Source organism: Selenomonas bovis DSM 23594 (genome assembly GCF_000381005.1).
Taxonomy (GTDB): Bacteria; Bacillota; Negativicutes; order Selenomonadales; family Selenomonadaceae; genus Selenomonas_C; species Selenomonas_C bovis.
Genome location: NZ_KB908379.1, coordinates 15,763 through 37,269 on the forward strand (window position 1 = coordinate 15,763; position 21,507 = coordinate 37,269).

General features: G+C 58.8%; 21 protein-coding genes. 1 reads left to right on the forward strand and 20 read right to left on the reverse strand.

Translation table 11 applies throughout. The annotated features are described in order from the left end of the window. Positions 1–8: 8 nt before the first annotated feature. The 20 genes from pheT to F599_RS15425 all read right to left on the reverse strand — a co-directional run bounded on the left by pheT (position 9) and on the right by F599_RS15425 (position 20,083). A complete protein-coding gene (pheT, locus tag F599_RS0100080) occupies positions 9–2,444 on the reverse strand; it encodes a phenylalanine--tRNA ligase subunit beta (protein ID WP_019541496.1) in 2,436 nt (811 codons plus the stop codon). Positions 2,445–2,506: 62 nt separating this feature from the next. Beyond that, positions 2,507–3,535 (reverse strand): phenylalanine--tRNA ligase subunit alpha, encoded by a 1,029-nt coding sequence (gene pheS, locus F599_RS0100085; RefSeq protein WP_019541497.1) that lies wholly within the window; start codon positions 3,533–3,535, stop codon positions 2,507–2,509. Between the two features lie 463 nt (positions 3,536–3,998). Further along, on the reverse strand, positions 3,999–5,615 hold the full coding sequence (locus F599_RS0100090; protein ID WP_156021891.1) for a hypothetical protein: 1,617 nt from the start codon (positions 5,613–5,615) through the stop codon (positions 3,999–4,001). Between the two features lie 131 nt (positions 5,616–5,746). Next, on the reverse strand, positions 5,747–6,556 hold the full coding sequence (locus tag F599_RS0100095) for a hypothetical protein (RefSeq protein ID WP_156021892.1): 810 nt from the start codon (positions 6,554–6,556) through the stop codon (positions 5,747–5,749). Then, the gene (locus F599_RS0100100) at positions 6,543–6,968 is read right to left on the reverse strand and encodes a DUF3783 domain-containing protein (protein ID WP_019541500.1); all 426 of its coding nucleotides are present in this window, start codon (positions 6,966–6,968) and stop codon (positions 6,543–6,545) included. Before F599_RS0100100 ends, F599_RS0100095 begins: the two co-directional genes overlap by 14 nt. A 24-nt stretch (positions 6,969–6,992) precedes the next feature. Next, entirely contained in the window at positions 6,993–7,919 is a 927-nt protein-coding gene (locus tag F599_RS0100105; RefSeq protein ID WP_026327697.1) for an NYN domain-containing protein, read from the reverse strand. A gap of 229 nt (positions 7,920–8,148) precedes the next feature. After that, the gene (locus tag F599_RS0100110; protein WP_019541502.1) at positions 8,149–8,973 is read right to left on the reverse strand and encodes a hypothetical protein; all 825 of its coding nucleotides are present in this window, start codon (positions 8,971–8,973) and stop codon (positions 8,149–8,151) included. A 181-nt stretch (positions 8,974–9,154) separates the two neighbouring features. Continuing rightward, on the reverse strand, positions 9,155–9,733 hold the full coding sequence (scpB, locus tag F599_RS0100115; protein WP_019541503.1) for an SMC-Scp complex subunit ScpB: 579 nt from the start codon (positions 9,731–9,733) through the stop codon (positions 9,155–9,157). Further along, positions 9,726–10,466: a segregation and condensation protein A gene (locus F599_RS0100120; RefSeq protein WP_019541504.1), complete on the reverse strand. Its 741-nt coding sequence runs from the start codon at positions 10,464–10,466 to the stop codon at positions 9,726–9,728. The genes scpB and F599_RS0100120 overlap by 8 nt, the downstream gene beginning before the upstream one ends. Position 10,467: 1 nt before the next feature. Continuing rightward, positions 10,468–11,094: a site-2 protease family protein gene (locus tag F599_RS0100125; RefSeq protein WP_019541505.1), complete on the reverse strand. Its 627-nt coding sequence runs from the start codon at positions 11,092–11,094 to the stop codon at positions 10,468–10,470. Continuing rightward, positions 11,087–11,632: an NUDIX domain-containing protein gene (locus F599_RS0100130; protein ID WP_019541506.1), complete on the reverse strand. Its 546-nt coding sequence runs from the start codon at positions 11,630–11,632 to the stop codon at positions 11,087–11,089. The genes F599_RS0100125 and F599_RS0100130 overlap by 8 nt, the downstream gene beginning before the upstream one ends. Before the next feature lie 73 nt (positions 11,633–11,705). After that, positions 11,706–13,406, reverse strand: a complete 1,701-nt coding sequence (recN, locus tag F599_RS0100135; protein WP_019541507.1) for a DNA repair protein RecN — start codon at positions 13,404–13,406, stop codon at positions 11,706–11,708. A gap of 15 nt (positions 13,407–13,421) precedes the next feature. Next, positions 13,422–13,910, reverse strand: a complete 489-nt coding sequence (gene argR / locus F599_RS0100140; RefSeq protein WP_019541508.1) for an arginine repressor — start codon at positions 13,908–13,910, stop codon at positions 13,422–13,424. An 11-nt stretch (positions 13,911–13,921) separates the two neighbouring features. Then, positions 13,922–14,776 carry an NAD(+)/NADH kinase gene (locus tag F599_RS0100145; protein ID WP_019541509.1) on the reverse strand — a complete coding sequence of 285 codons (855 nt, stop codon included), beginning with the start codon at positions 14,774–14,776 and terminating at the stop codon, positions 13,922–13,924. An 18-nt stretch (positions 14,777–14,794) separates the two neighbouring features. Next, positions 14,795–15,604 carry a TlyA family RNA methyltransferase gene (locus tag F599_RS0100150; RefSeq protein WP_019541510.1) on the reverse strand — a complete coding sequence of 270 codons (810 nt, stop codon included), beginning with the start codon at positions 15,602–15,604 and terminating at the stop codon, positions 14,795–14,797. Continuing rightward, a complete protein-coding gene (dxs, locus tag F599_RS0100155) occupies positions 15,605–17,491 on the reverse strand; it encodes a 1-deoxy-D-xylulose-5-phosphate synthase (protein ID WP_026327698.1) in 1,887 nt (628 codons plus the stop codon). Between the two features lie 10 nt (positions 17,492–17,501). After that, positions 17,502–18,380 carry a polyprenyl synthetase family protein gene (locus F599_RS0100160; protein WP_020700417.1) on the reverse strand — a complete coding sequence of 293 codons (879 nt, stop codon included), beginning with the start codon at positions 18,378–18,380 and terminating at the stop codon, positions 17,502–17,504. A gap of 1 nt (position 18,381) precedes the next feature. Beyond that, entirely contained in the window at positions 18,382–18,630 is a 249-nt protein-coding gene (gene xseB / locus F599_RS0100165) for an exodeoxyribonuclease VII small subunit (RefSeq protein ID WP_026327700.1), read from the reverse strand. Then, positions 18,602–19,831: an exodeoxyribonuclease VII large subunit gene (gene xseA, locus F599_RS0100170; RefSeq protein ID WP_019541514.1), complete on the reverse strand. Its 1,230-nt coding sequence runs from the start codon at positions 19,829–19,831 to the stop codon at positions 18,602–18,604. The genes xseB and xseA overlap by 29 nt, the downstream gene beginning before the upstream one ends. A gap of 18 nt (positions 19,832–19,849) precedes the next feature. Next, positions 19,850–20,083 carry a hypothetical protein gene (locus F599_RS15425; protein ID WP_156021893.1) on the reverse strand — a complete coding sequence of 78 codons (234 nt, stop codon included), beginning with the start codon at positions 20,081–20,083 and terminating at the stop codon, positions 19,850–19,852. A 185-nt stretch (positions 20,084–20,268) separates the two neighbouring features. Here F599_RS15425 and F599_RS0100175 point away from each other — a divergent pair, with 185 nt between their 5' ends. Beyond that, positions 20,269–21,504 (forward strand): IS110 family RNA-guided transposase, encoded by a 1,236-nt coding sequence (locus F599_RS0100175; RefSeq protein ID WP_019541515.1) that lies wholly within the window; start codon positions 20,269–20,271, stop codon positions 21,502–21,504. The last annotated feature ends 3 nt before the right edge of the window (positions 21,505–21,507 follow it).

Sequence of the window (21,507 nt, forward strand, 5' to 3'; positions counted from 1 at the left end):
TCACCCGCTTATGCACGAAGTTCGGCGTGGAACTGCTGCTCGACCGCCGCGAGGATCTGCTGGAAGGCCGCATCGGCTTCCTCGTCCTTGAGCGTGCGATCCTTGCTCTGGAACGTCAGATTGAACGCGAGGCTCTTCTTGCCAGCCGCGACCTGCTTGCCCGTATAGACATCGAAGAGCGTCACGCCCGTGAAATGCTTGCCGCCGTGCTTCGCGATGACGCGCTCGATGTCCGCCGCCGCTACATCCTCATCGACGAGCATCGCGAGATCGCGCGCGATGGCCGGATATTTCGGCAGAGACTCGAAATGGAAATTCTTCGCCGTGTATTTCATGAGCGTCTCGACATCCATCTCGAAGAGATAGACCTTCTGCTTGATGCCGAAATTCTCCGCCGCCTCCGGATGGAGCTCACCGACGACGGCGATTACCTCGCGCCCTTTCTTGAAGCAGGCCGTCTTGCCCGGATGGAGTGCGAAATGCTCTCCCGCCTCGACCGTATACTTGCTGATGCCGAGCCGCGCGAAGAGTTCCTCGACAATGCCTTTCATATCGTAGAAGTCCACCTGCTCATTGCCCTGGTTCCAGCCGACTTCCTGCCTGCGCCCCGTAATGAGGCCGACGAGCTTCGTCTTTTCCTCCGGCAGTTCCGTGAGCGGCAGCTGCTTCGGATAGAACACCGGCGCCACATCGAAGAGCCTGAGATCCATGTTCTTGCGGGAGAAATTGCGCACGGCGTTCTCCATGATGCTCGTCAAGAGGCAAGTACGCACGAGCGGCGCCTCGTCCGTGAGCGGATTCATGATGGGGATGGCGCGGCGAAGCTCGCTTTCCTGCGGCACGCGCAGCTTATCGAAGAGCTCCGTGCTCGTGAAGCTGAAGGAAAGCTCCTCCGTCATGCCGAGCGCGGCAAGGGTCTGCTTGATGCGCTCGATGAAGGTCTGCCGTGCGCTCTGGCGTCCCTGCATCATGCGGCCGAACGGCGTCGTGCCCGCGATGTTGTCGAAGCCGTAGATGCGCGCGACCTCCTCGGAGAGATCCTCCATGTAAGTGCAGTCGTTGCGCCAGGATGGCACGGTCGCGCGGTAACGCCCCTCACCCGTCTCCTCGATGACGAAGCCAAGCTTCGTGAGGATGTCTACCATGCGGCTCCCGGGCAACTCCGTGCCGAGGCGCCCGTTGATCTGCGCCGCCGTGAAGTCGATGGTCACGGGCGTCTTCGGCTGCGGGTAGCAGTCCACGATACCCTGTGTGACCGTGCAGGCCCCCATCTCCTGAAGCAGCTGGCAGGCGCGTTCGAGCGCGCGCGGCGTATTCGTCACATCGACGCCGCGCTCGAAGCGTCCCGATGCCTCGGAGTGCAGGCCGCAGGCGCGCGCCGTGCGGCGGATGCTCGGCCCATAGAAGGACGCCGCCTCGAAAACGACCGTCGTCGTCTTCTCCGTGACCTCGCTCTCGAGCCCGCCCATGATGCCGGCAAGGCCCGCGGGATGCTCGCTGTCCGCGATGACGAGTTCCTCTCCCTTGGCGACGCGCGAGCTGTCGTCGAGCGTATGGAGGTTCTCCCCCGCCTTGGCGCGGCGCGCCGTGAGCGTATGTCCCGTGATCTCATCGTAATCATAGGCATGCATCGGCTGCCCGAGCTCGAGCATGACGAAGTTCGTCACATCGACGACGTTGTTGATGGCGCGAATGCCGGCCCCCTCGAGGCGCTGCTGCATCCACTCAGGAGACGGCGCGACCTTGACATTCTTCACCATGCGCACGCTGAAGCGATTGCAGAGATCCGTTGCCTCGATGCCCGTCTGGATGAGGTCGGCCGTCTTGGCTGCATCGTTCTCCTCACAGCGAATAACCGGCCACTTCGGCTCATTGCCCGTGAGCACGGCGATCTCGCGCACGAGACCGAGCACGCTGAAGCAATCACCGCGGTTCGCTGTGAGCTCGAACTCGAGCACGACATCGTCGAGGCCGAGCACATCCTTCGCCGGTACACCGACCGGCGTATCTGACGGCAGGATGTAGATGCCGTCCTTCTCCTCCTCTGTGAGCTTCGTGAGGTCGAGGTGCAGCTCTCCCGCCGAGCAGAGCATGCCGTTCGATGGCAGACCGCGCAGCTTGCCCTTCTTGATGTGCATGCCATTCGGCAGGTGCGCTCCAACCATCGCCACCGGCACGATCTGCCCCTGCGCGACGTTCTGCGCGCCCGTGATGATCTGGATGCGCTCCTTGCCGCCCACATTCATCTGACAGATTTGCAAGTGGTCAGAGTCCGGATGCGGCGTGATTTCCTCGATGCGGCCCGTGACCACATGGTCGAGCCCCTCATCCGCGCGGATGACGTTTTCCACCGGCACGCCCGCCATCGTGAAACGATCCGCGAGCTCCTCCGCCGACCAGTCAAAATCAATATAATCCTTCAGCCATTTTATCGAAACCTGCATAGTTTTCTCCCTTCACTTGCCATGTTCCTGCGCGCACCGGCGCGCAATACCGTCCCGACCGTTCAGAACTGGCGCAGGAAACGCATGTCGTTATCGTAGAACAGGCGCAGGTCATCCACGCCATAGGAAAGCATCGCGATGCGCTCGACCCCCATGCCGAACGCGAAGCCGCTCACGACCTTCGGGTCGTAGCCACTCATCTCGAGCACATGTGGATGCACCATGCCTGCGCCGAGAATCTCCAGCCAGCCCGTACCCTTGCAGACCTTGCAGCCCTTGCCGTGGCACATGACGCAAGAGATATCTACCTCCGCCGACGGCTCCGTGAACGGGAAAAAGCTCGGACGCAGGCGCACCTTGACATCCTCGCTGAAAATCTGGTGCAGGAACAGCTCGAGCGTTCCCTTGAGATCCGCCATCGTGATGCCTTTGTCGATGACGAGTCCCTCGACCTGCGTGAACATCGGAGAATGCGTCGCATCGTATTCGTCGCGGCGATAGACGCGTCCCGGCGCAATCATGCGGATCGGCGTGTTCGGCTCGTTTTTCTGCATCGTGCGCGCCTGCACAGGAGACGTCTGCGAGCGCATGAGGATATCCTCCGTGATGTAGAACGAGTCCTGCATATCGCGCGCCGGATGATCCTTCGGCAGGTTGAGCGCTTCGAAATTGAAATAATCTTTCTCGATCTCCGGCCCTTCCTCGACGGAGAAGCCCATGCGGAAGAAAATATCCTTGATGCGCGCGAGCGTCAGCGTCAGCGGATGAAGGTGTCCAAGCGGCTGGCGACGCCCCGGAAGCGTCACATCGATCTTTTCGCTCGCGAGTTTCTCGGCGAGCGCACGCTGTCTGAGCTCCTCATTCTTTTCGGCAATCAACGCCTCGATCTGCGCTTTGGCCTCGTTGACGACCTTGCCGATCTTCGGACGATCCTCCTTCGCGAGCGCGCCCATGCCGCGCAGGATAGAGGTGAACGCTCCCTTCTTGCCGAGGAACTTCACGCGGATCTCATCGAGCTCCGTGAGACTGCCCGCCGCCTGCTGGATTGCCTCGGCCGCCTGCGCCTTCAGCTGTTCGATTTTTTCTTCCATGTACAATAGCCTCCCAAAAATAAAGCCCTCGCCTCTACTGCATCCGCAGCAGGGGCGAAGGCATGTCTTCGCGGTACCACCCTGATTTATCGCTTTGCGGCCTTAGCGCGGCCAACGTCCGGACTACCACCCGCATGGGCTTCCCCCGGCTGCTCCGAAGGGAACTTCCTCCGCGCCCTGCCATCCCTTTCCAGCGACGGGACTCTCTTGCGGCAGCGAGACGGTCTACTTTCCTTCTTCATCACAAGTTATCTTGAATCATATCACAAAACAAGGAGAAATTCAAGGAAACGCTGATGAAATGAGGTGCCCTGGATTTGCGTAGATGCGCTGTATATCTCTAGGAGACAAACCGGAGGCGTAGCAGAGCTACGCTGAGGATTGTCGAGGGCGAGAGGACAGTGCAGATACGCAAAGGCAGGGTGCCGAATTAATCAGCGTTTCCTCAAGGAACAATATCGCCTCAGCGCCTGGAAGTACGCGCAAGCTCGAGCTCCCTCGCATACGCTGCGGTATCGCGTCCGTACACCTCGCGGAACGCCTCGCGCTCGCTCCCCAGGCGTCGCACCTGCTGGAGATAGGCACGATAGCTGCTCCAGCCGAAACGCGTCATGAGCTCGTCCGCAGCAAACTCCGCCAGCTCATTGACGATGTCGTCACCATAGCTTTCCGATGCCTCGCGCATGCCATCTGCTGTCAACAGCTGCTCAAGAGACGGAACGGCACCTGCCCGGCGCACTGCCTGCTGCCAGCCGCGGCGGTAGTCGGCATAGCGGCCCTGCCCCGCCTGCTCGAGCGCACGGATGCCGGCGAGGTAGATCATGCCGCGATCCAGCCATGCCACTGACTCCTCTCTCTTGTCGGCGACCTGCGTCTCCAAGAGGCGCGCGCAAAGCGCATCCACGCTGAAGATGCGCTGTTTGCCGTCGCCAAGCTCGCCCGCTTGCACGATAATGGTGCTGCCGTCCTGGATCCAGAGACTGCCCGTGGCCAGTTCCCGCGCCTTGTCCTGTGTAACGGCGCAGTTCTCCGCAATCGCCTGGATAAAATCTGCCGCATCCGCCGCAAGGATGAGGTCATAGCGTCCACAAAGGCGCTGGCCGTACATCCCGGCGAGCATGGGCTGCACCGCTGCCGCCTGCGTCTTCACGTCGGCGGCAAGCGCAGCGGAAACGCCAGGGCGTGCGATAACATGCGCCGCGAACGGCAGGTGGCGTTCCTGAACATACCACTGCTGAAATTCCTGCAAAAACTGCGCGTGCGTCATGCCGAATGCCTTTGAGAAAGCCTCCTCCCCGCTGCGCGTATCGGCGAGTGCCTGGAAATAGCGCACGATTGCGGCGAGCTCTGTTCCCTTTGCCTGCTTCTGCACGAGACAGATGACCATGGCATCCGCAAGCTGATACGAGTGGTATTTCTTCTCCATGAGCTGCATCCGTCGTTGGGGACTGCAATGCACGAGTTCCTTCGCGTTTACCGTCTCCTGCGCCCTACGCAGGTCAAACATGGTGTCCTGCTCCCATTTGTGCAGCGACTTGCCACCGCACCGCTCCGCGACGAGCGCGCCGACATAGTCGGCGCTCCCTTCCTCGAGCCAGAAGAGCGCCTGCTCAGCCGCATCATTGCCGTGGCTGAGGTCGTACTGGAGCTGATGGAACAGCTCATGCGCCGTCGTGCTCATGCGGCCGCTCCTATCCTGCATGACCCCCGCGGCGCCGTTGAGCGCTGTCTTTCCCTGTTTGCCGCCAGTCCAGCCGCCTGAAATCGCGGAAATCTTCGCGGCCTCTTCCTCTGAATGGGAGAACTGCTGCGTCAGCACACGCTCATAGTCCTCCTGCGTCGGTGCGACGAAGAGCGTCACGCCATGCGCGAGCGGCACGCCTGCCTCAGCCGCCAAGCGGGAAACCCCCGCTGCCGCCTCTCTGACATCCGCCATAACATCCGCAGGAACATCCCCTGCCGACTGGATTGCTATCCCCCGTTCGCTCTGCGGGGAACGCGGCCAGAAGGCATAGGTACAGGCAGCCGCCACCATGAGCAATGCCAGCAGGAAAATCCCTGCAACAAAACGGCGTCTCATGCCACACCCCTCCTAAAAATACCGTCCACATGCACGCAGTCTGCTTGTCCGTGGATAAACGAGAGGCGCAGCAAAAGCTGCGCCTGGCAAAAAACTGCTGATATGTAAAACCGATGCCAGCAGCCAACGCATCAGCGCTGCAAGATCTTATCTGCAGCGAGCCGGATTCCATCTATGAGATACGTCCCCACGCGATTGATGACATCCTTGTGGTTTTCATAGGCATCCTGTGCACCTGTGCGGACAGTTTCTGCCGTTTCCTGCAGCTTGCCGTTATGATCGAGCTGCGCGTTGACATCATCGAGCATCTGCTGCGCCTGCGCAAGGGAAGCATCTACCTGTTGCGCCGCCTGTTTGGCCGCGTCCCTTTCCGTCGTATTGACCGCTTTCTGCTTCTCCTTGTCACCCGTTACCTTGTCCACGAGCTTGCCGAACAGCGAACCACGATCCTCCGCTAGCTGCTCGTTCTTACCCTCTGCGCGCGCCGCCTGCAGCATGAGCTCCTGCTTCTTTTTCTCAAGTTCCTGCTTTTCCTGTTCTAATTCCGCCTTTTTCGCTGCCAGAGACGCAGCATCCCTCGCCTGGTTAGCTGCCTGTTCCTGCTGGATACGTGCACGCGTAGCTTGTTCCTCTTCCTGATGCTGCTTGTAACCGGCAAAAAGAAAACCGAGCAAGAGGGCGCAGAGAAAACCGCCCACGAGAATGGCTTTTTTCTTGCGGCGCTTCGTCCAGAACGGGACTTTCTCCGGCTGCCTTTGCAGTCTGTCCGGCGGCAAGGGATCGAGCTCATGTACCGTACCGCGCCGCGTTTCCTGCGTCAGCGCAGTCTCCTCCCCCGCTGGCGGCCGCACAGCCGGCATGGATTGAGTATCCTCACTCCGAGGACGAGAAGGATTCACCTTTTTCAAGAGCACGGTCTCATCCAGATTATTCTTTCTCATGCGCCTGCCCCCTCCGTTCCTTTTCCTTCTCTTGCGCAATCATGAAGGAATGTTCCTTCTGCATGGTCTCACAGAGACGCCGCAACGTCCAGAAAGAATTGAACGGCGTCACAACAGCCTTGTAGTGAAGACCTGGCCGGACGCTCTCCTGCAGGGCGGCGAGCACGGCATCGAGGCGTTTGCCCTTGATGTTGTCCAGCAAGAGGACCTCATGCGGGAAAATAAAGCCATCGACTTCCGCCGGCAGCGGACGGAACCCCTTTCTGCCGAGCAGGTAACCGACCTTCTGCTGATAGGCATCCGGCGGTATGAGCCGCGTCTTGATGCCAAGCCGGTGCAGCGTCTTCTCCACAAGGGCAATGCGTCCCTCATCCTTGAACTGATAGAGGAGTGCCTGTTCGTCTCGTTTCAAGATAGCTTACATCCTTTCCAGCAGTCAATGCATCATGCCGCGCATGAGCAAGTACGTCACGAGCTCATCAATCGACACGCCCTCGGACTGCATGCGCTGCACGAGTTCATGCTGCAGCGTGCGCGGCAGTCGCAGCACCAGAGTTCCTGGCTCCGCAGCCGCAGGTGCTGTGGCCTGCTCGGCAGTCTTCTGCTCCTGTAGGCCATGCGCCTTCTTCGCAGCTGCTTCCTTCCCCTTGGTCTTGGGCTTTTCCCTACCTTTTTCGTCCTGCGTCGCCTTATTGCTCACCCGCGGCTTCTTTTCCTCCGCGGGCGCTTTCTCGACCTTGGCGCTCTTTTTCGTCTCCTTCGCCTCCGCTTTTTCCGCCGCGGCCTTGCGCGACGAACGCTTCGCCTTCTCCTGTGGCTTCTCTTCCTGGGTCTGATGCTCCGCCTTCGCCGCAATCTCTTCCTTCTCTGCTTTCTCATTCTTCGCCTTGCGTGCGGTCTTTTTCACTGGCTTCACGGGCTTCTCGGGAGGGTAGCAGAGGAACTCGTCATAGGCGTTGCGGAGTGTCTCGCTCGCCTGCCTCGTACCAACGCCGATGATATAGGATTTCTCCCCCTTATTCAGCGCCTCCGCGATCCGCACGAAATCGGAGTCCGTCGTGATGATGAAGAACCGGCGCACACCGTCCTTGTAAAGCAGGACCGCCGAATCATAGAGCGCACTGTCCAGGGAATTCTTCCCAAGATAGGTGCGCGTCACCGAGCGGAACGTGAACCCGGGACGGCGGCGCAGGCGTTCCCAACGCTTCTGATCCGTCGGGCACTTCTCCCAATCCGTGACAACGATGATGCGGCACGGCTGGAACCGCCGCGCCTTGCCGAGTGTATAGTCAAGCATTTCGAACGGTGCATTCTCGATGTCATAGAGGATCGCCACAGTATCATTACTAGAATCAAATGTCATAAATCTATTCCCTCTTTATCTTGCGGGAGGATGCCTCCCGCCGTTTCCATACATTATTTTTCATTATATCCGACTGTCAGCGCTTTCGCAAGGCAAACTCCCCGCTCACGCAGGGCGTGTTGGCGGGCGCTGCGGGTGAGAGAACGCCGGCAAGGAGATGCCTCGATACGAAAATTGCCTTTCCGCCAAGGGAAAGGCATCATACAGGATGTATGCGTGCGGCGCTATCTCATGACGCCAGCGGCCAGTCAATCAGCTCTGCGCCGAGCGGCTTTCTGACCTGGGCATTGTAGGCGAGGCTCAGGCGCGTGGCGCGCTGAACCTCTTCCGGCGTCGACTGCGGGTCTCTGCGGATCTCATAGACACCGTGAGACGCCTGCTTGATAGAAAAGGACTGCGGCGTATGCAGCTGCAGCTCCACCGGCACACCCGCGGGGCTCACGAGCTGCACGTTGATGCCCTGATAGAACTTCCCGCCCCAGGCATTCCGGAATTTCACGACGCGATAGCCCGTGGCCACGAGCTTCTGCAGCGCGGTGCGCACTTGCTCATTGTACTGTCCGGAGGATGCGATGAGCGTATAGCGCAAGACGTCACTGACGCCGCTTGCCGCCTCTTCATAGCCGAGGGACTTCCCTGCCGCATCGCTCTCAATCTTGCGCGCGAGGCTGTCCTCGCTTTTCAGACGGCAATCGAGCCCCGCGAGACGGCTCGCCGCGTCTTCCAGGGACTGCATGTCTGCCGTCACGTCTTTTTCTGCAGCTGACGCGCGGGCGATCAGCTGCTTCGCGAGCATATGGCTCTTTATTTTCTTCGCTGTTACACTTTCCCTATCCTGAGCCCTCTCTTCGAGCAGCTCATCCTTGTCGAGGTCATCCTGATTATAGAGACTGGCCATCTCCGCGAAGACCGTACGATCCTCCCTAGTCGGCACTGCGGCAAAGCAATGTACGAGCATATAGGGCGCAAAGACGCAGGCCAGCGTGAGAAGCGCCGTCGTGAGGCAGCGCAGGGCATGACTGCCGTGCAGCTGCTTCTGAATGTTATTTCCCATGAATCGTCCCTCCAGTTTTCATCTCCTGGGCAAGTCTACGACGCAAGAGCGTACCTGCTTCATACGAAGCAGGTCCCCTGCATAGCGCAGCATTTGTTTGACAATCATAGGATAGCAGAGGTTCCTCAAAACTAGCTGACGATATGTGAAAACCGTCTGAAAGAGGATATTTCGCGTGCAATCAATTCCCTGGCAGGCGGCCCCTGTCGATGAGAGAAAGCTGCTGCACATCGAGCTGCGCCAGCGCTTCCTCATCTGTCGGCAATGACGGCAGATCCTCAAGGCTCTTGAGGCCGAACACCTGCAGGAAACGGTCGGTCGTCCCGTAAAGAATGGGGCGACCGATGGCCTGCTTCCGCCCAACCTCGGCGATGAGCTCGTATTCAAGCAGGCGCGCCAGCGCCTTTTCCGCACGTACGCCGCGGATGGCCTCAATCTCCGCTTTGGTGATGGGCTGCTTGAACGCGATGATGGAGAGCGTCTCCATCGTCGGCGCTGTGAGCCGTCGGTCGACGACCTGCGTGAGCTTCTCGATGGCATCATAGTACTCCGGCCGCGTCACGAGCTGGTAGCCGCCCGCGACCTCGCGCAACGTGAGGCCGCTGCCGCGCGCCTCGAGCCTTTCCTTCAGCTTTTCTGCCAGACGGCGAAGTGTCTCAGGCGGCTTAGCAAATATCTTTTGCAGCGCGTCGAGCCGTACGGGATCGCCGGCGGCGAAGAGCACTGCCTCCAGCGTGCCGAGTGCATCGCGTTCATCCATGCTGGCTCTCCTCCTGTTTCCTTCCCCGGACCTGCTCCATGGTAATCTCCTCATAGGCTCCCGCCTGCAACACGCGCACCTCGCCGAGGCGTATGAGTTCAAGGAGCGCGAGGAATGTCACGATGAGCTCCGTCCGATTCCCAGACGTGAAGGCCTCAGAGAAATAGAGGCAGCGCGGCACGCGTACGAGCAGCTGGCGAAGCTCACTCATCTTCTCCTGAACCGTGAACGATTCAGGCTGCACGAGCGCGTCAGGCAGGCGAAGCTCCTCGCGCACGGCGAGCACTGCCTGAAACGCCGCGAGAAGCCTGCTGAGCGGCAAGCGGTCTGCCAGCACATGATGCGTCGGCAGGTCAAGCGGCTCTCGCGCGCAGAAGCGCGCCTCTGAAACGGCCTGCCCTTGCAGGAGCTCGCTGACCTGCTGGAACTTCTTGTACTCCAAGAGGCGCGCCACCAGCTCCTGCCGCGGGTCTTCCTCCGCTGTCTCCTTTTCTTTTGACTGCTGCGGCAGCATCATGCGCGATTTGATCTGCAGCAAGGTCGCAGCCATGACGAGAAAGGAGCTCGCAATCTCCATATCGAGCTCGCGCATGCGGTTCAGATGCTCCATATATTGGCGCGTGAGCTCCGCGATGGGGATATCATAGATGTCAATCTTGTTTTTCTCGATGAGATGCATCAACAGGTCGAGCGGGCCCTCAAATGCCGCGAGCTGGATACGGTAGTCGTCCATCTCAGAAAATCAACTCAATGATGGCGGCAAAGACATGCCAGATCATCTGCTGCATCGGCACGAAGACATACTGCAGAATGGGCGTCATGATGAAGACGATCATGATGAGCAGACTGTAGCGTTCCAGGCTCGCGAACCGCCAGCCGAGTTCCCGCGGCAGAAGCTGCCGGAGGATATGCGCGCCATCGAGCGGCGGCACGGGGATGAGGTTGAAAATCGCAAAGTTGATATTGTAAATAATAATGAGGCGGCAGACAAGGATTGTGCCCTGGGAAAGGTGGAAGCCCATCTGTGAAAATAATACGAGCAGGAAGAGCGTGACAAATGCCGTCAGGAGATTCGCCAGCGGGCCTGCAACCGAGACGAGGATGTCATCGCGCCGCGGCTGACGGAAATTGTTCGGATTGATGACGACCGGCTTCGCCCAGCCAAACCGGATGAGGAAGAGCATGAGCAGACCCACGGGATCGATATGCGCGCGCGGGTTCAGTGTGAGCCTCCCCATGAGCTTCGGTGTGAAATCGCCAAGCGCCACTGCGACGCGGGCATGTGCGTACTCATGGATGACCATCGCGATGATGAGGCCCGGAATGCCGGCCAAGAGCGAGATGAGGCTGAAATCAAACATGCAGATCCTCCCAGAGCATAAGAATGGCAACAATAGATTTCGCGTCAAAGATACGGCCGTCACGCGTCATCTGCACCGCCTCCGCAAGCGGCACCTTCACAACGTTGAGGAACTCATCCTCATCAGGATGCTGCTCGCCAGGCGTCAGCCCTTCGGCGGCATAGATATGGATATACTCGTTCGAGAAACCGACGGTCGTGCCGATTGTCGTGAGTCTCCGCAGCGTGTCCGCCGTGTAGCCCGTCTCCTCGCCGAGCTCTCGCTTCGCACAGACGAGCGGATCCTCATCCGGTGCGTCGAGCTTGCCCGCGGGAATCTCGAGCGTCACGCGTCCGACGGGATAACGATACTGACGGACGAGGATAATCTCCTGCGTAGGCAGCAGCGGAATGACAGCCGATGCACCCGGATGCTGGATCCACTCCCGCGTCGCCTGCTCGCCATTCGGTAGCAGCGCCGTATCGCGCTTGACATGCAGCAGGTTCCCATCGAATATGTCTTCGCTCTTGAGCTTCTTCTCTATCAAATCCTCGTACACTTCTGATTCCTCCTCATGAATGATGGTAGTGCGCCTCAGCGGACAATTTGTTTCTATGACGCGCTGCGGCAGCTTAGCGCAAATGCTGCTTGCGGCTGCGGGCATGGGAGAGCATTTCCCGCGCGTTGTCGAGCGAGGCCGCCGAGACATCCGAGCCGGACGCCATGCGTGCGATCTCGTTGACCTCCTGCGCTTCTGTCAGACGAATGACCTCCGTAACCGTATGCCCCTCCTGCGCGTGCTTCGCGATGTAGAGATGGACGTCCGCCATACTCGCGATCTGCGGCAGATGCGTGATGCAGAGCACCTGCTTGTATTTTGCCACAAGTGCGATGCGTTCTGCAACCATCTGGGCCGTGCGCCCGCCGATGCCAGTATCTATCTCGTCGAACACCATGCTCGGCACCGAACGATCACGCGACGCGGAGACCGCCTTGATGGCGAGCGCGATGCGCGAAAGTTCGCCGCCGGAAGCAACCTTGGCGAGCGGCTTGGGAGCTTCGCCCTCATTGGCGGAAAACGTCATCTGCACGAGGTCAGCGCCGCGCGGGCCGAATTGCCCTGCCGCGGCAATCTCGATGGCAAAGGCAGCATGCGGCATGCCAAGGGATTTGAGCTGTCCCGCGATTTCCTCTGTCAGGATCGCCGCCCCCTGCCTGCGCAGCGCCGTAAGGCGCTCCGCGCAGGTGTGCACCTCCTGCTCCGCCTCGCGGATCGATGCCTTGAGCCTCTCCATATCGTCATCGTAATTCTCGATGGAAGCGAGCTCTGCCTGCACTTTCTGTTGATACGCGAGTACATCCGCAAGCGTCGCGCCATACTTTTTGCAGAGTTTGTCGATCGTATCCATGCGGCGCTGCAGCTGGTCGAGCCGCTGCGGGCTGAAGTCCATGGCCTCCCCGTAATCACGAATCTCATAAGCCGCCTCCTGCAGGGAAACGAACGCCTCATCGACGATTTTCTGCGCGTTGGCCAGGCTCACGTCAAAGCGACTCATATCCTCAAGGTTTTTCTTGATCTGCGAGAGAGCCGAGAGCACAGCCAAGGAGTTGCGCGCGTCGCTGTCGAGCAGATCATACGATTCTTTGACGTAATCGGCAATCTTCTCCGCATGCGAGAGCTTCCGGATCTCCTCCTCGAGCGCCTCATCCTCGCCTTCCTTCAGCTGCGCGTCCTCGATTTCCTGGTTCTGCCAGCGCAGCATATCGACGCGCTGTGCGTATTCGCGGGCATCCATCTCCTTCTTTGCATACGCCTGCTTCCGTTCCGTCCACGCGGCATACGCCTTGCGGTAGGCGGCAAGCGCCTGTCCGATGGAAGGATTCTCCCGGTCGAGCAGATCGTACTGGCTCGCCTCCTTGAGCAGCGCGAGGTTCTGGTTCTGTCCGTGGATATCGACGAGCAGCATGCCGATCTGCTTGAGCACAGCGAGTGTCACGTGACAGCCGTTCACAAGAACCATGTTGCGTCCCGCACGCGCCACCTGGCGCGTCACGATCAGCACATCCTCACTGACGTCGATGGCCTGTGACTGCAGCAACTCCTGCAGCGCCGGCTGCCCATCCAGTGTAAAGACAGCCTCGACGCGCAGCCAATCGCAGCCCGTACGGATGGCGTCAGTCGAGATGCGGTGGCCGAGGATGGCACCGAGCGCGTCGATGAGGATGGACTTGCCCGCACCCGTCTCACCTGTGAGGATATTCAGCCCCGCATCAAACTCGATCTGGACGTGCTCCAGCAGGGCGAAGTTCCAGACTGTCAGCGATTTCAGCATGTTCTCTCTCCTCTCTCACCGTTCGCCAGAACCATACGTCATATTGGCAAGCAGCTCCAGCACTTCCGGGACTGCCTTTTTCGGCTTGACGATGACGAGGATATTATCATCACCGGCAATCGTGCCGATTACCTGCGGCCATTTCGCATAATCTATGGCCGAGGCGACGGCATTGGCCGCCCCAGGCATCGTCTTGACGACGATGAGGTTCTCGCTGTAATCCATGCCGAGCACCGTATCGCGGAAGAGCCGCTCCATGCGGCTGCTCGAAAAGACGGCTTCCTTCGTCTCATGCCCTGCCGGATACGCATATCGATAGCGTCCCTGTCCCATCGGCACTTTGACGAGCATGAGTTCCTTGATGTCGCGGGAGACCGTTGCCTGCGTCACCTCGATGCCCTGCCGACGCAACGCGTTGGTCAGATCTTCCTGTGTCTCTATGACCTGACGTGTGATGATTTCATGTATTTTGTCGTAGCGTTCCTCTTTCTTCACCGTCTTCATTTCGCTTCCTTTTAATTCCACAGCTTCGTGCGCAAGATCCGATAATAATCCTGATCCTCAAACTTGACAATACGCGCGGACTGCTGCGCCTTCCTGACTACGACCTCATCGCCCGGCAGCAAGTGGAAACTCTCCTGCCCGTCAAAGGTGACGAGGATATCCTGATGTACCGCGGCAATGTGAATATGGATCACATCATGCTCATTGACGACAAGCGGCCGCATGTTGAACGTATGCGCGCAAATCGGTGTGACGAGCAACGCCTGGATGGTCGGGTTCATGATCGGGCCGCCCGCAGAAAGGGAGTAGGCCGTAGACCCCGTCGGCGAGGCAACGATGATGCCGTCCGCCTTGTAGTCCATGAGATGCGTCTCATTGATGGACAGCCCGAGGCGCAGCATCCTCGCCATACCGCCCTTCGTAACGACAACATCGTTGATGGCATTGCCGAGGAAATGTTCCCGCCCTTTGCTTTTTACAAACCCCGCGAGCAGCAGGCGCTGCTCGATGTAATAGCCGCCGACGAGGATTTTCTCCAATCTATCCTCCAGCTCATCGAGTTCGATGTCCGCCATAAATCCCAGCGTGCCGATATTGATGCCGCAGACCGGCACCTCGTTGCGCCCATAGCGGTGACAGACCCCGAGGAGGGTCCCATCACCGCCGAGAGAGAGAGCCATGTCGGCTGGTTCCTGCTCGATGTTCTCCACACCGTATGTCTCCGCGCAGCCGAAGAAGCGCGCCTCATGCATCGGAAGCATCAGCTGGACATCACGCTCAGAGAAAAATCGGAAAATCCTGTCGAGCACCGCGCCCGCATTCGGTTTGTCCACATTGGGAAACACCGCAATCCGCATCTGTCCCATCGCCCGTTTGCCCCTTCCTCAACGATCCAGTTCCGCGTGCGCCGTCTTCACCGTCTCGGCAACGAGATCCTCCGGTACGCCATCTTCTGCTGCCTGATCCTTGGAAAGCCAGATCAGATATTCAATATTCCCTTCTGGCCCTTTAACCGGTGAGAAGGTCAACGCCCGCGTGATAAAGCCGAGCGTGCGTGCCAACGATACGACCTTGTGAATCACCGCTTCATGGACGGCGGAATCGCGCACGACACCCTTCTTGCCGACATGCTCACGCCCTGCCTCGAACTGCGGCTTGATGAGCGCCAGCACCTCTCCCGTCTCTGAGAGCAGCTGCCAGGCAACGGGCAGCACCTTGTCGAGAGAGATGAACGCCACGTCGATTGAGGCGAAATCCAGCAGCTGGCCGATGTCCTCCGGCGTCACGTAGCGGATGTTCGTGCGCTCCATGTTCACGACGCGCGCATCCGTGCGCAGCTTCCATGCCAGCTGGCCGTAGCCGACATCGATGGCATAGACCTTCGCCGCGCCATTCTGCAGCATACAGTCCGTAAAGCCGCCCGTCGAGGCGCCGATGTCTGCCGCGGTCTTCCCCTGCAACTGCACGCCGAAGACCTGGATCGCCTTTTCGAGCTTGAGTCCGCCGCGGCTCACATAGGGAAGGTCATGCCCGAGCAGGCGGACCTTCGCCTCCGCCTTGACCATCGTCCCCGCTTTCTCGATCTTCTGTTCATCGACGAGCACCTCGCCCGCCATGATCATGCGCTTCGCGCGCTCCCTGCTGCCCGCAAGGCCGCGCTCCACCAGGAGCGCATCGAGCCTGACTTTTGGCATTCAGTCATCCAGTCCTTTCCAAAATTCCTCAACGCGCGCCGCAATCTGCTGCGGCGTCAGGCCGCAGAGCGCGAGCAATTCTTCCCGCGTTCCCTGCTCCACGAACGTATCGCCAATGCCGAGACGCAAGATGGGAAGCAGCGCATCCTCGTCTGCGAGCGTCTCAAGCACCGCGGAGCCAAAACCGCCCGCGAGCATATTCTCCTCGAGCGTCACAAAGGCGCGCACTTCCTCATCATGAGCCCAGCGGAGCAGAAGCTCCGCATCGAGCGGCTTGATGAATCGCATATTCGCCACGCGGGCAGAAATGCCGTCCGCCTCGAGCTGCTCCGCTGCCTGCTCCGCCGCAGACACCATGGTGCCAACAGCGAGCAGTGCGACGCTTCCCTGCGCGCGCAGGATCTCCGCCTTCCCGACAGTCAGAGGCGAAAAGCCTTCCCGGAGCGGCACGCCGACGCCGTGACCGCGCGGATAGCGCAGAGCGACGGGCGTGCCGAGCGAAAGTGCCGTTGCGAGCATATCGCGCAATTCCGCCTCATCCTTCGGCGCCATGACCGTCATATTGGGCAGCGGGCGGAGATAGCTATAATCAAAGACACCGTGATGCGTCGGCCCATCCTGTCCGACAAGCCCCGCGCGGTCGAGCGCCAGGACGACGGGGAGCTTTTGCAGGCAGACATCATGGAGGATCTGGTCGTAGGCTCGCTGCGCAAACGTCGAGTAGAGCGCAACCACCGGCTTCTTGCCCGCTGCCGCGAGACCCGCGGCGAGCGTCACCGCATGCTCCTCCGCAATGCCCACATCGAAGCACCGGTCAGGGAACCGCTCTCCGAACGCCTTGAGTCCTGTGCCCGACGGCATAGCCGCTGTGATGGCGACGATCCCTTGATCTGCAGCCGCCAGCTGCTGGAGCGCCTCACTGAACACGGCCGTATACGTCGGCGCCCCCTGCTTTTTCGGACACTCGCCTGTCTTGACGTCGAAACAGCCGATCCCGTGGAACTTCTCCGGTGCCTGCTCGGCGGGAAGATAGCCCTTGCCCTTCTTGGTATGCACATGGATGAGAATCGGCCCCTGCATCTGCCGCACCTGGGATAATGTCTCAATGAGCAAAGGCAGATTGTGTCCATCGAGCGGGCCCAAGTAGCGGAACCCCATCTCCTCAAAGAGTCCGCCGGGCACGAGTGCTGTGCGCACGCCGTCTTTAATAGCAGATGCCGTGCGATAAACCTTGCTGCCGATATGCGGAATGCTCTTGAGCAGATGCTCCACATCGCGCTTGGCGCGATTGTACTGCGGCATCAGACGCAGCTTCGACAGATATTCCGACATCGCCCCGACATTCTCGTCGATGGATCGACCGTTGTCATTGAGGATCACGATGAGGTTGCGCCCGAGATCGCCGGCGCTATTTAGTCCTTCGAACGCCTCGCCGCCCGTGAGCGCGCCATCGCCGAGCACGGCAATGACGGCATTCTTCTTCCCGTCCAGATCGCGTGCGAGCGCCATGCCGAGCGCCGCCGAGATCGCCGTGCTCGCATGCCCGACACCAAACGCGTCGTAGGGCGACTCGAAGCGGTTGGGAAACCCTGTGATGCCGCCCTTGGTGCGAAGCGTCGCAAACCGATCCCTACGTCCCGTGAGGATCTTGTGCGTATAGGCCTGATGTCCGACATCCCAGACGAGCTTATCCGTAGGAAAATCAAAAACGTGATAGAGCGCGAGCGTCAGCTCCACTGTACCAAGGCTCGGCGCGAGATGACCACCTGTCTTAGAGACATGTTTGATCATAAACGAACGAACTTCAGCTGCCAGTGTCTCCAGATCCCGCACCGTCAATTCCCGCACATCCTGCGGCGTTTTCAACTGTTGTAGTATCTGCGTCATAATAGCTTCCTTATTGCTTTCTGCCTAGCAAGGAACGCAACAGCTCCCGCAGGAAATCAGCTTCATCGCCGAACGGCTGCAGTGCCGCGATGCCCTGCGCCACGGTCTCCTCTGCCAGACGCTGCGCCCGTTCGAGCGAAAGTAACGTAACATAGGTGGATTTATGGTTACGCTCATCGCTTCCGATTGGCTTGCCGATAGTGGCTTCATCGCCCGTCACGTCGAGAATATCATCCGTGATCTGGAACGCGAGTCCGAACGCCTCCGCATACCGCGTGAGTGCGGCGAGCTGTTCCGTTTTCGCCCCCGCAAGCAGCGCGCCCGAGCGGATGGCCGCGCGGAAAAGCGCCCCCGTCTTACCGAGGTGCATCTGACGCAACCGCTCAAGTGGAATCTCCTGTCCCTCTGACTCCAGGTCGATGGCCTGTCCGCCCACCATACCATCCCTGCCTGCCGCCTGGCTCATCTCCCGCACAACAGCGAGACACACCGCATCGCTCACGCCTTGCTGTCGGAGCATGACCTCAAAGGAAAGCGTCAGCAACGCGTCACCTGCGAGCGTTGCCATGCCAGCGCCGTAGACCTTGTGGTTTGTCAGCTTGCCGCGGCGGTAGTCATCGTTGTCCATAGCAGGCAGGTCATCGTGAATCAGCGAATACGTATGGATCATCTCGATGGCGCAGCCCGTCGTGATGAACCGCGTGCCATCAGTGCCGACAGCATCTGCCGCCGCCATGAGCAGGATGGGGCGCAGGCGTTTCCCACCGGCGAGCAGACTATATGCCATCGCTTCCTCGAGCGTCTTGTCAAGCGGCGCCGCTTCGCGCAATTCTTTTTCCAGATGAGACTCCACAAGTTTCTTTCTCGATTCCCACAATTCCTTCAACATGTCATTTCCCCTGTTCCTTTTCTATCTCCAGCGGTGTCGTCATTGCTTCGCCGTCCTTGTCCTGCAGCAGGAGATCCATCGCTTTTTCCGCACGCGAAAGGGACTGCGTACACTGATTCGCAAGCGTGACGCCCTCTGAATATCGCAGGACGAGATCCTGCAGGTTCAGCTCGCCCTGTTCCATCTCGCCGACAATCTGTTCCAAGCGCGCGAGTGCTTCCTCAAAGCTTGGTTCCTTTTTCCTTGGCATAGCCTGTACCTCCCTCAATCTTCCTGACTTTCGCCTCGATGCGCCCATCCGCAAGGCGTAGGGAAAGCTCATCCCCGACAGCTGCCTCGGCAATGCGCACCAAAGGATGTCCATCTTTCTCAACCACGGCATAGCCGCGGCGCAGCACGCGCACGGGATTGAGCAATTCCAGGCGATCAAGCGTCGTCTCGAGTTGTTTCCGCTTCCCATCTGCCGCAACAGCTGCGGCGCGTTTCAGGCGCTCTGCGAGGAGATCAAGCGCCTGCACCCTCGTGGCGAGCAAGAGCTCCGGACGCTGCAAAAACGGCCTCTCTGTCGCATGGCGCAGGCGTTCCCTACGCAAAGAGATTCCATGCTGCCGCGCCTGCTGCAAGCGCGTGCGCAGTGAAAGGACATGCTGCAAGACCTCCTGCCTATCGGGTACTGCAAGCTCGGCCGCCTGAGACGGCGTCGCCGCGCGCACATCGCTGACCTCGTCTGCCAGCGTGAAATCCGTCTCATGCCCTACAGCAGAAATCACAGGGATGCGCGAGGCGAAGATTGCCCGCACAACGCACTCTTCATTGAATGACCAAAGGTCTTCCATAGAGCCGCCACCGCGACCGACAATGAGCACATCGACAGGATAATGGCGATTGAAATAGCGGATGGCCGCCGCGATCTCCTCTGCCGAGCCCTCCCCCTGCACCTGCACGGGGAACAACACCAGTTGGACAGCCGGATTGCGGCGCTTACCGACATGATAAATGTCGCGCAGGACTGCACCGGAAAGAGATGTCACAACACCGATGCGTTTTGGAAAACGCGGCAAGGGACGCTTGTGCTCGTCAGCAAAGAGTCCTTCCGCCTCGAGACGCGCCCGCAGTTGCCGTAGCGCAAGCGCCAGCTGTCCCTGTCCCTCCGGTGCCAGACTATTCACATAGAGCTGATAGACGCCGTCACGCTCATAAACGGAAATGCTGCCGCTCGCCACGACCTGCTGGCCATCCTGCGGCACGAAGGACAGATACTGCGCGCGGCTGCGGAACATCACGCACTTAAGAGCAGCGTCCGCATCTTTCAGCGTGAAATAGCAGTGGCCTGAACGGTACGTCTTAAAATTGGAAATCTCGCCCCTTACCATGATGCGCTGCAGACTTCCCTCGGCATCTAGCATTCCCTTGATAAAATGGTTGACCTCACTGACACTGTGGATGGCCATAAACGCCCCCCTTTCCCTCTAAATCCTTGCATAAAACCATTGTGCGCCTGCCCTTGAAGTAAATCCAGCCAATCGCGCTGCGCCTGCGGCCTGCACTCTTAGGGATTTCCATAGTAAACTCAACGCACAAACGTCCACTTCGTGGACATTGTGCGCCCGCCCTTGCAGTAAATCCAGCCAATCGCGCTGCGCCTGCGGCTTGCGCTCTTGGGGATTTACATAGTAAACTACATGCCTTAACGGCACCATCATGAACGAAACCACCTCCAACTGTGGTAGAATATAGTTAGACGTTGCAAGGTCGATTCTTTTTTGGGTCTCGAACTCGCATAGTAAACTGATCTGGCCCCTTTTTGCACCACATTTTGTTCCTTCGAGGACGTATAGTAAAATAAGCGAATCATAGGGGCCACATCGTACATTTGGAGGTGGACTTCATGAAAGCGTTGTACGAACGTTGCTGTGGGATTGATGTGCACAAACGAATCGTGGTTGCCTGCTTGAAATGTGGCAAGAAGCAGGAAATCCGTGAGTTTGGCACTACGACAGAGGAACTTCGTTCCCTCACTGAATGGCTCTCGGACAGCAAATGCCAGATGATTGCCATGGAAAGCACGGGATCTTACTGGAAGCCTCTCTATAACATTTTCGAGCTTTCCTCCTTGGCGGCCATTGTTGTCAATGCCCGCGACATGAGGAACGTTCCTGGTCGCAAAACGGATATCAAGGATGCCGAATGGATTGCTGATCTCTTGCAGCATGGCCTTCTCCGCGCCAGCTATATCCCAAACAGGGAACAGCGCGAGCTTCGCGAATTATCCCGTTATAGGAAAAGTCTCATCGAAGAACGTGCCCGTGAGCTGAACCGTCTCCAGAAGATGCTGGAAGGCGGCAACATCAAACTGGCCAGCGTAGTGTCTGACATCAACGGCAGAAGCGCTCGGAACCTGCTGACACACATGCTCAAGCGCGATACATCCTTAACCAAGGAAGAAGTTTCTTCCTTGGTACGTGGCCGTTTGCGTCACAAGGTAGAGTCCATCATGAAGGCGCTGGATGGATTCCTCACACCGCTGCAAAAGCAGCTGATGCTCAAGGTTGTCGATCACATTGATGACATGACCAAGCGAATAGGGGAAATGGATGACCTGATGAATCAATACCTTACGGAATATCATGAGGCAATCCAGAAACTGGATGAAATCCCCGGCATCGGTCGCCAGAGCGCCGAGACCATCTTGGCGGAGACAGGGCTTGACATGAACCGTTTTCCTACAGCGAAACATTTCTCCAGCTGGGCGGGCCTGGCTCCTGGCAGCAATGAAAGTGCAGGGAAGCGACGGTATGGAAGAACAACAAAAGGGAACATCACCTTGAAAACCACCTTGATTCAATGTGCGAAAGCCGCTGTCAAGAAAACAGATTCCTTCCTTTCCGCACAATATCAGCGACTTGTTGTTCGGCGGGGGGCAAACCGTGCCACGGTCGCTGTTGCCCACACGATGCTCATATCGATTTATCATATGCTCAAGAACAATGTTCCGTTTACTGATCTTGGTGCAGACTATTACAACCAATTCAACACCCAAAGCAAGATCCAGCATTATTTGAAAAAACTCAAACGACTTGGCTGGGAGTTGGATTCCGCCACAATTCCGACCGCAGCCGTATAGCGA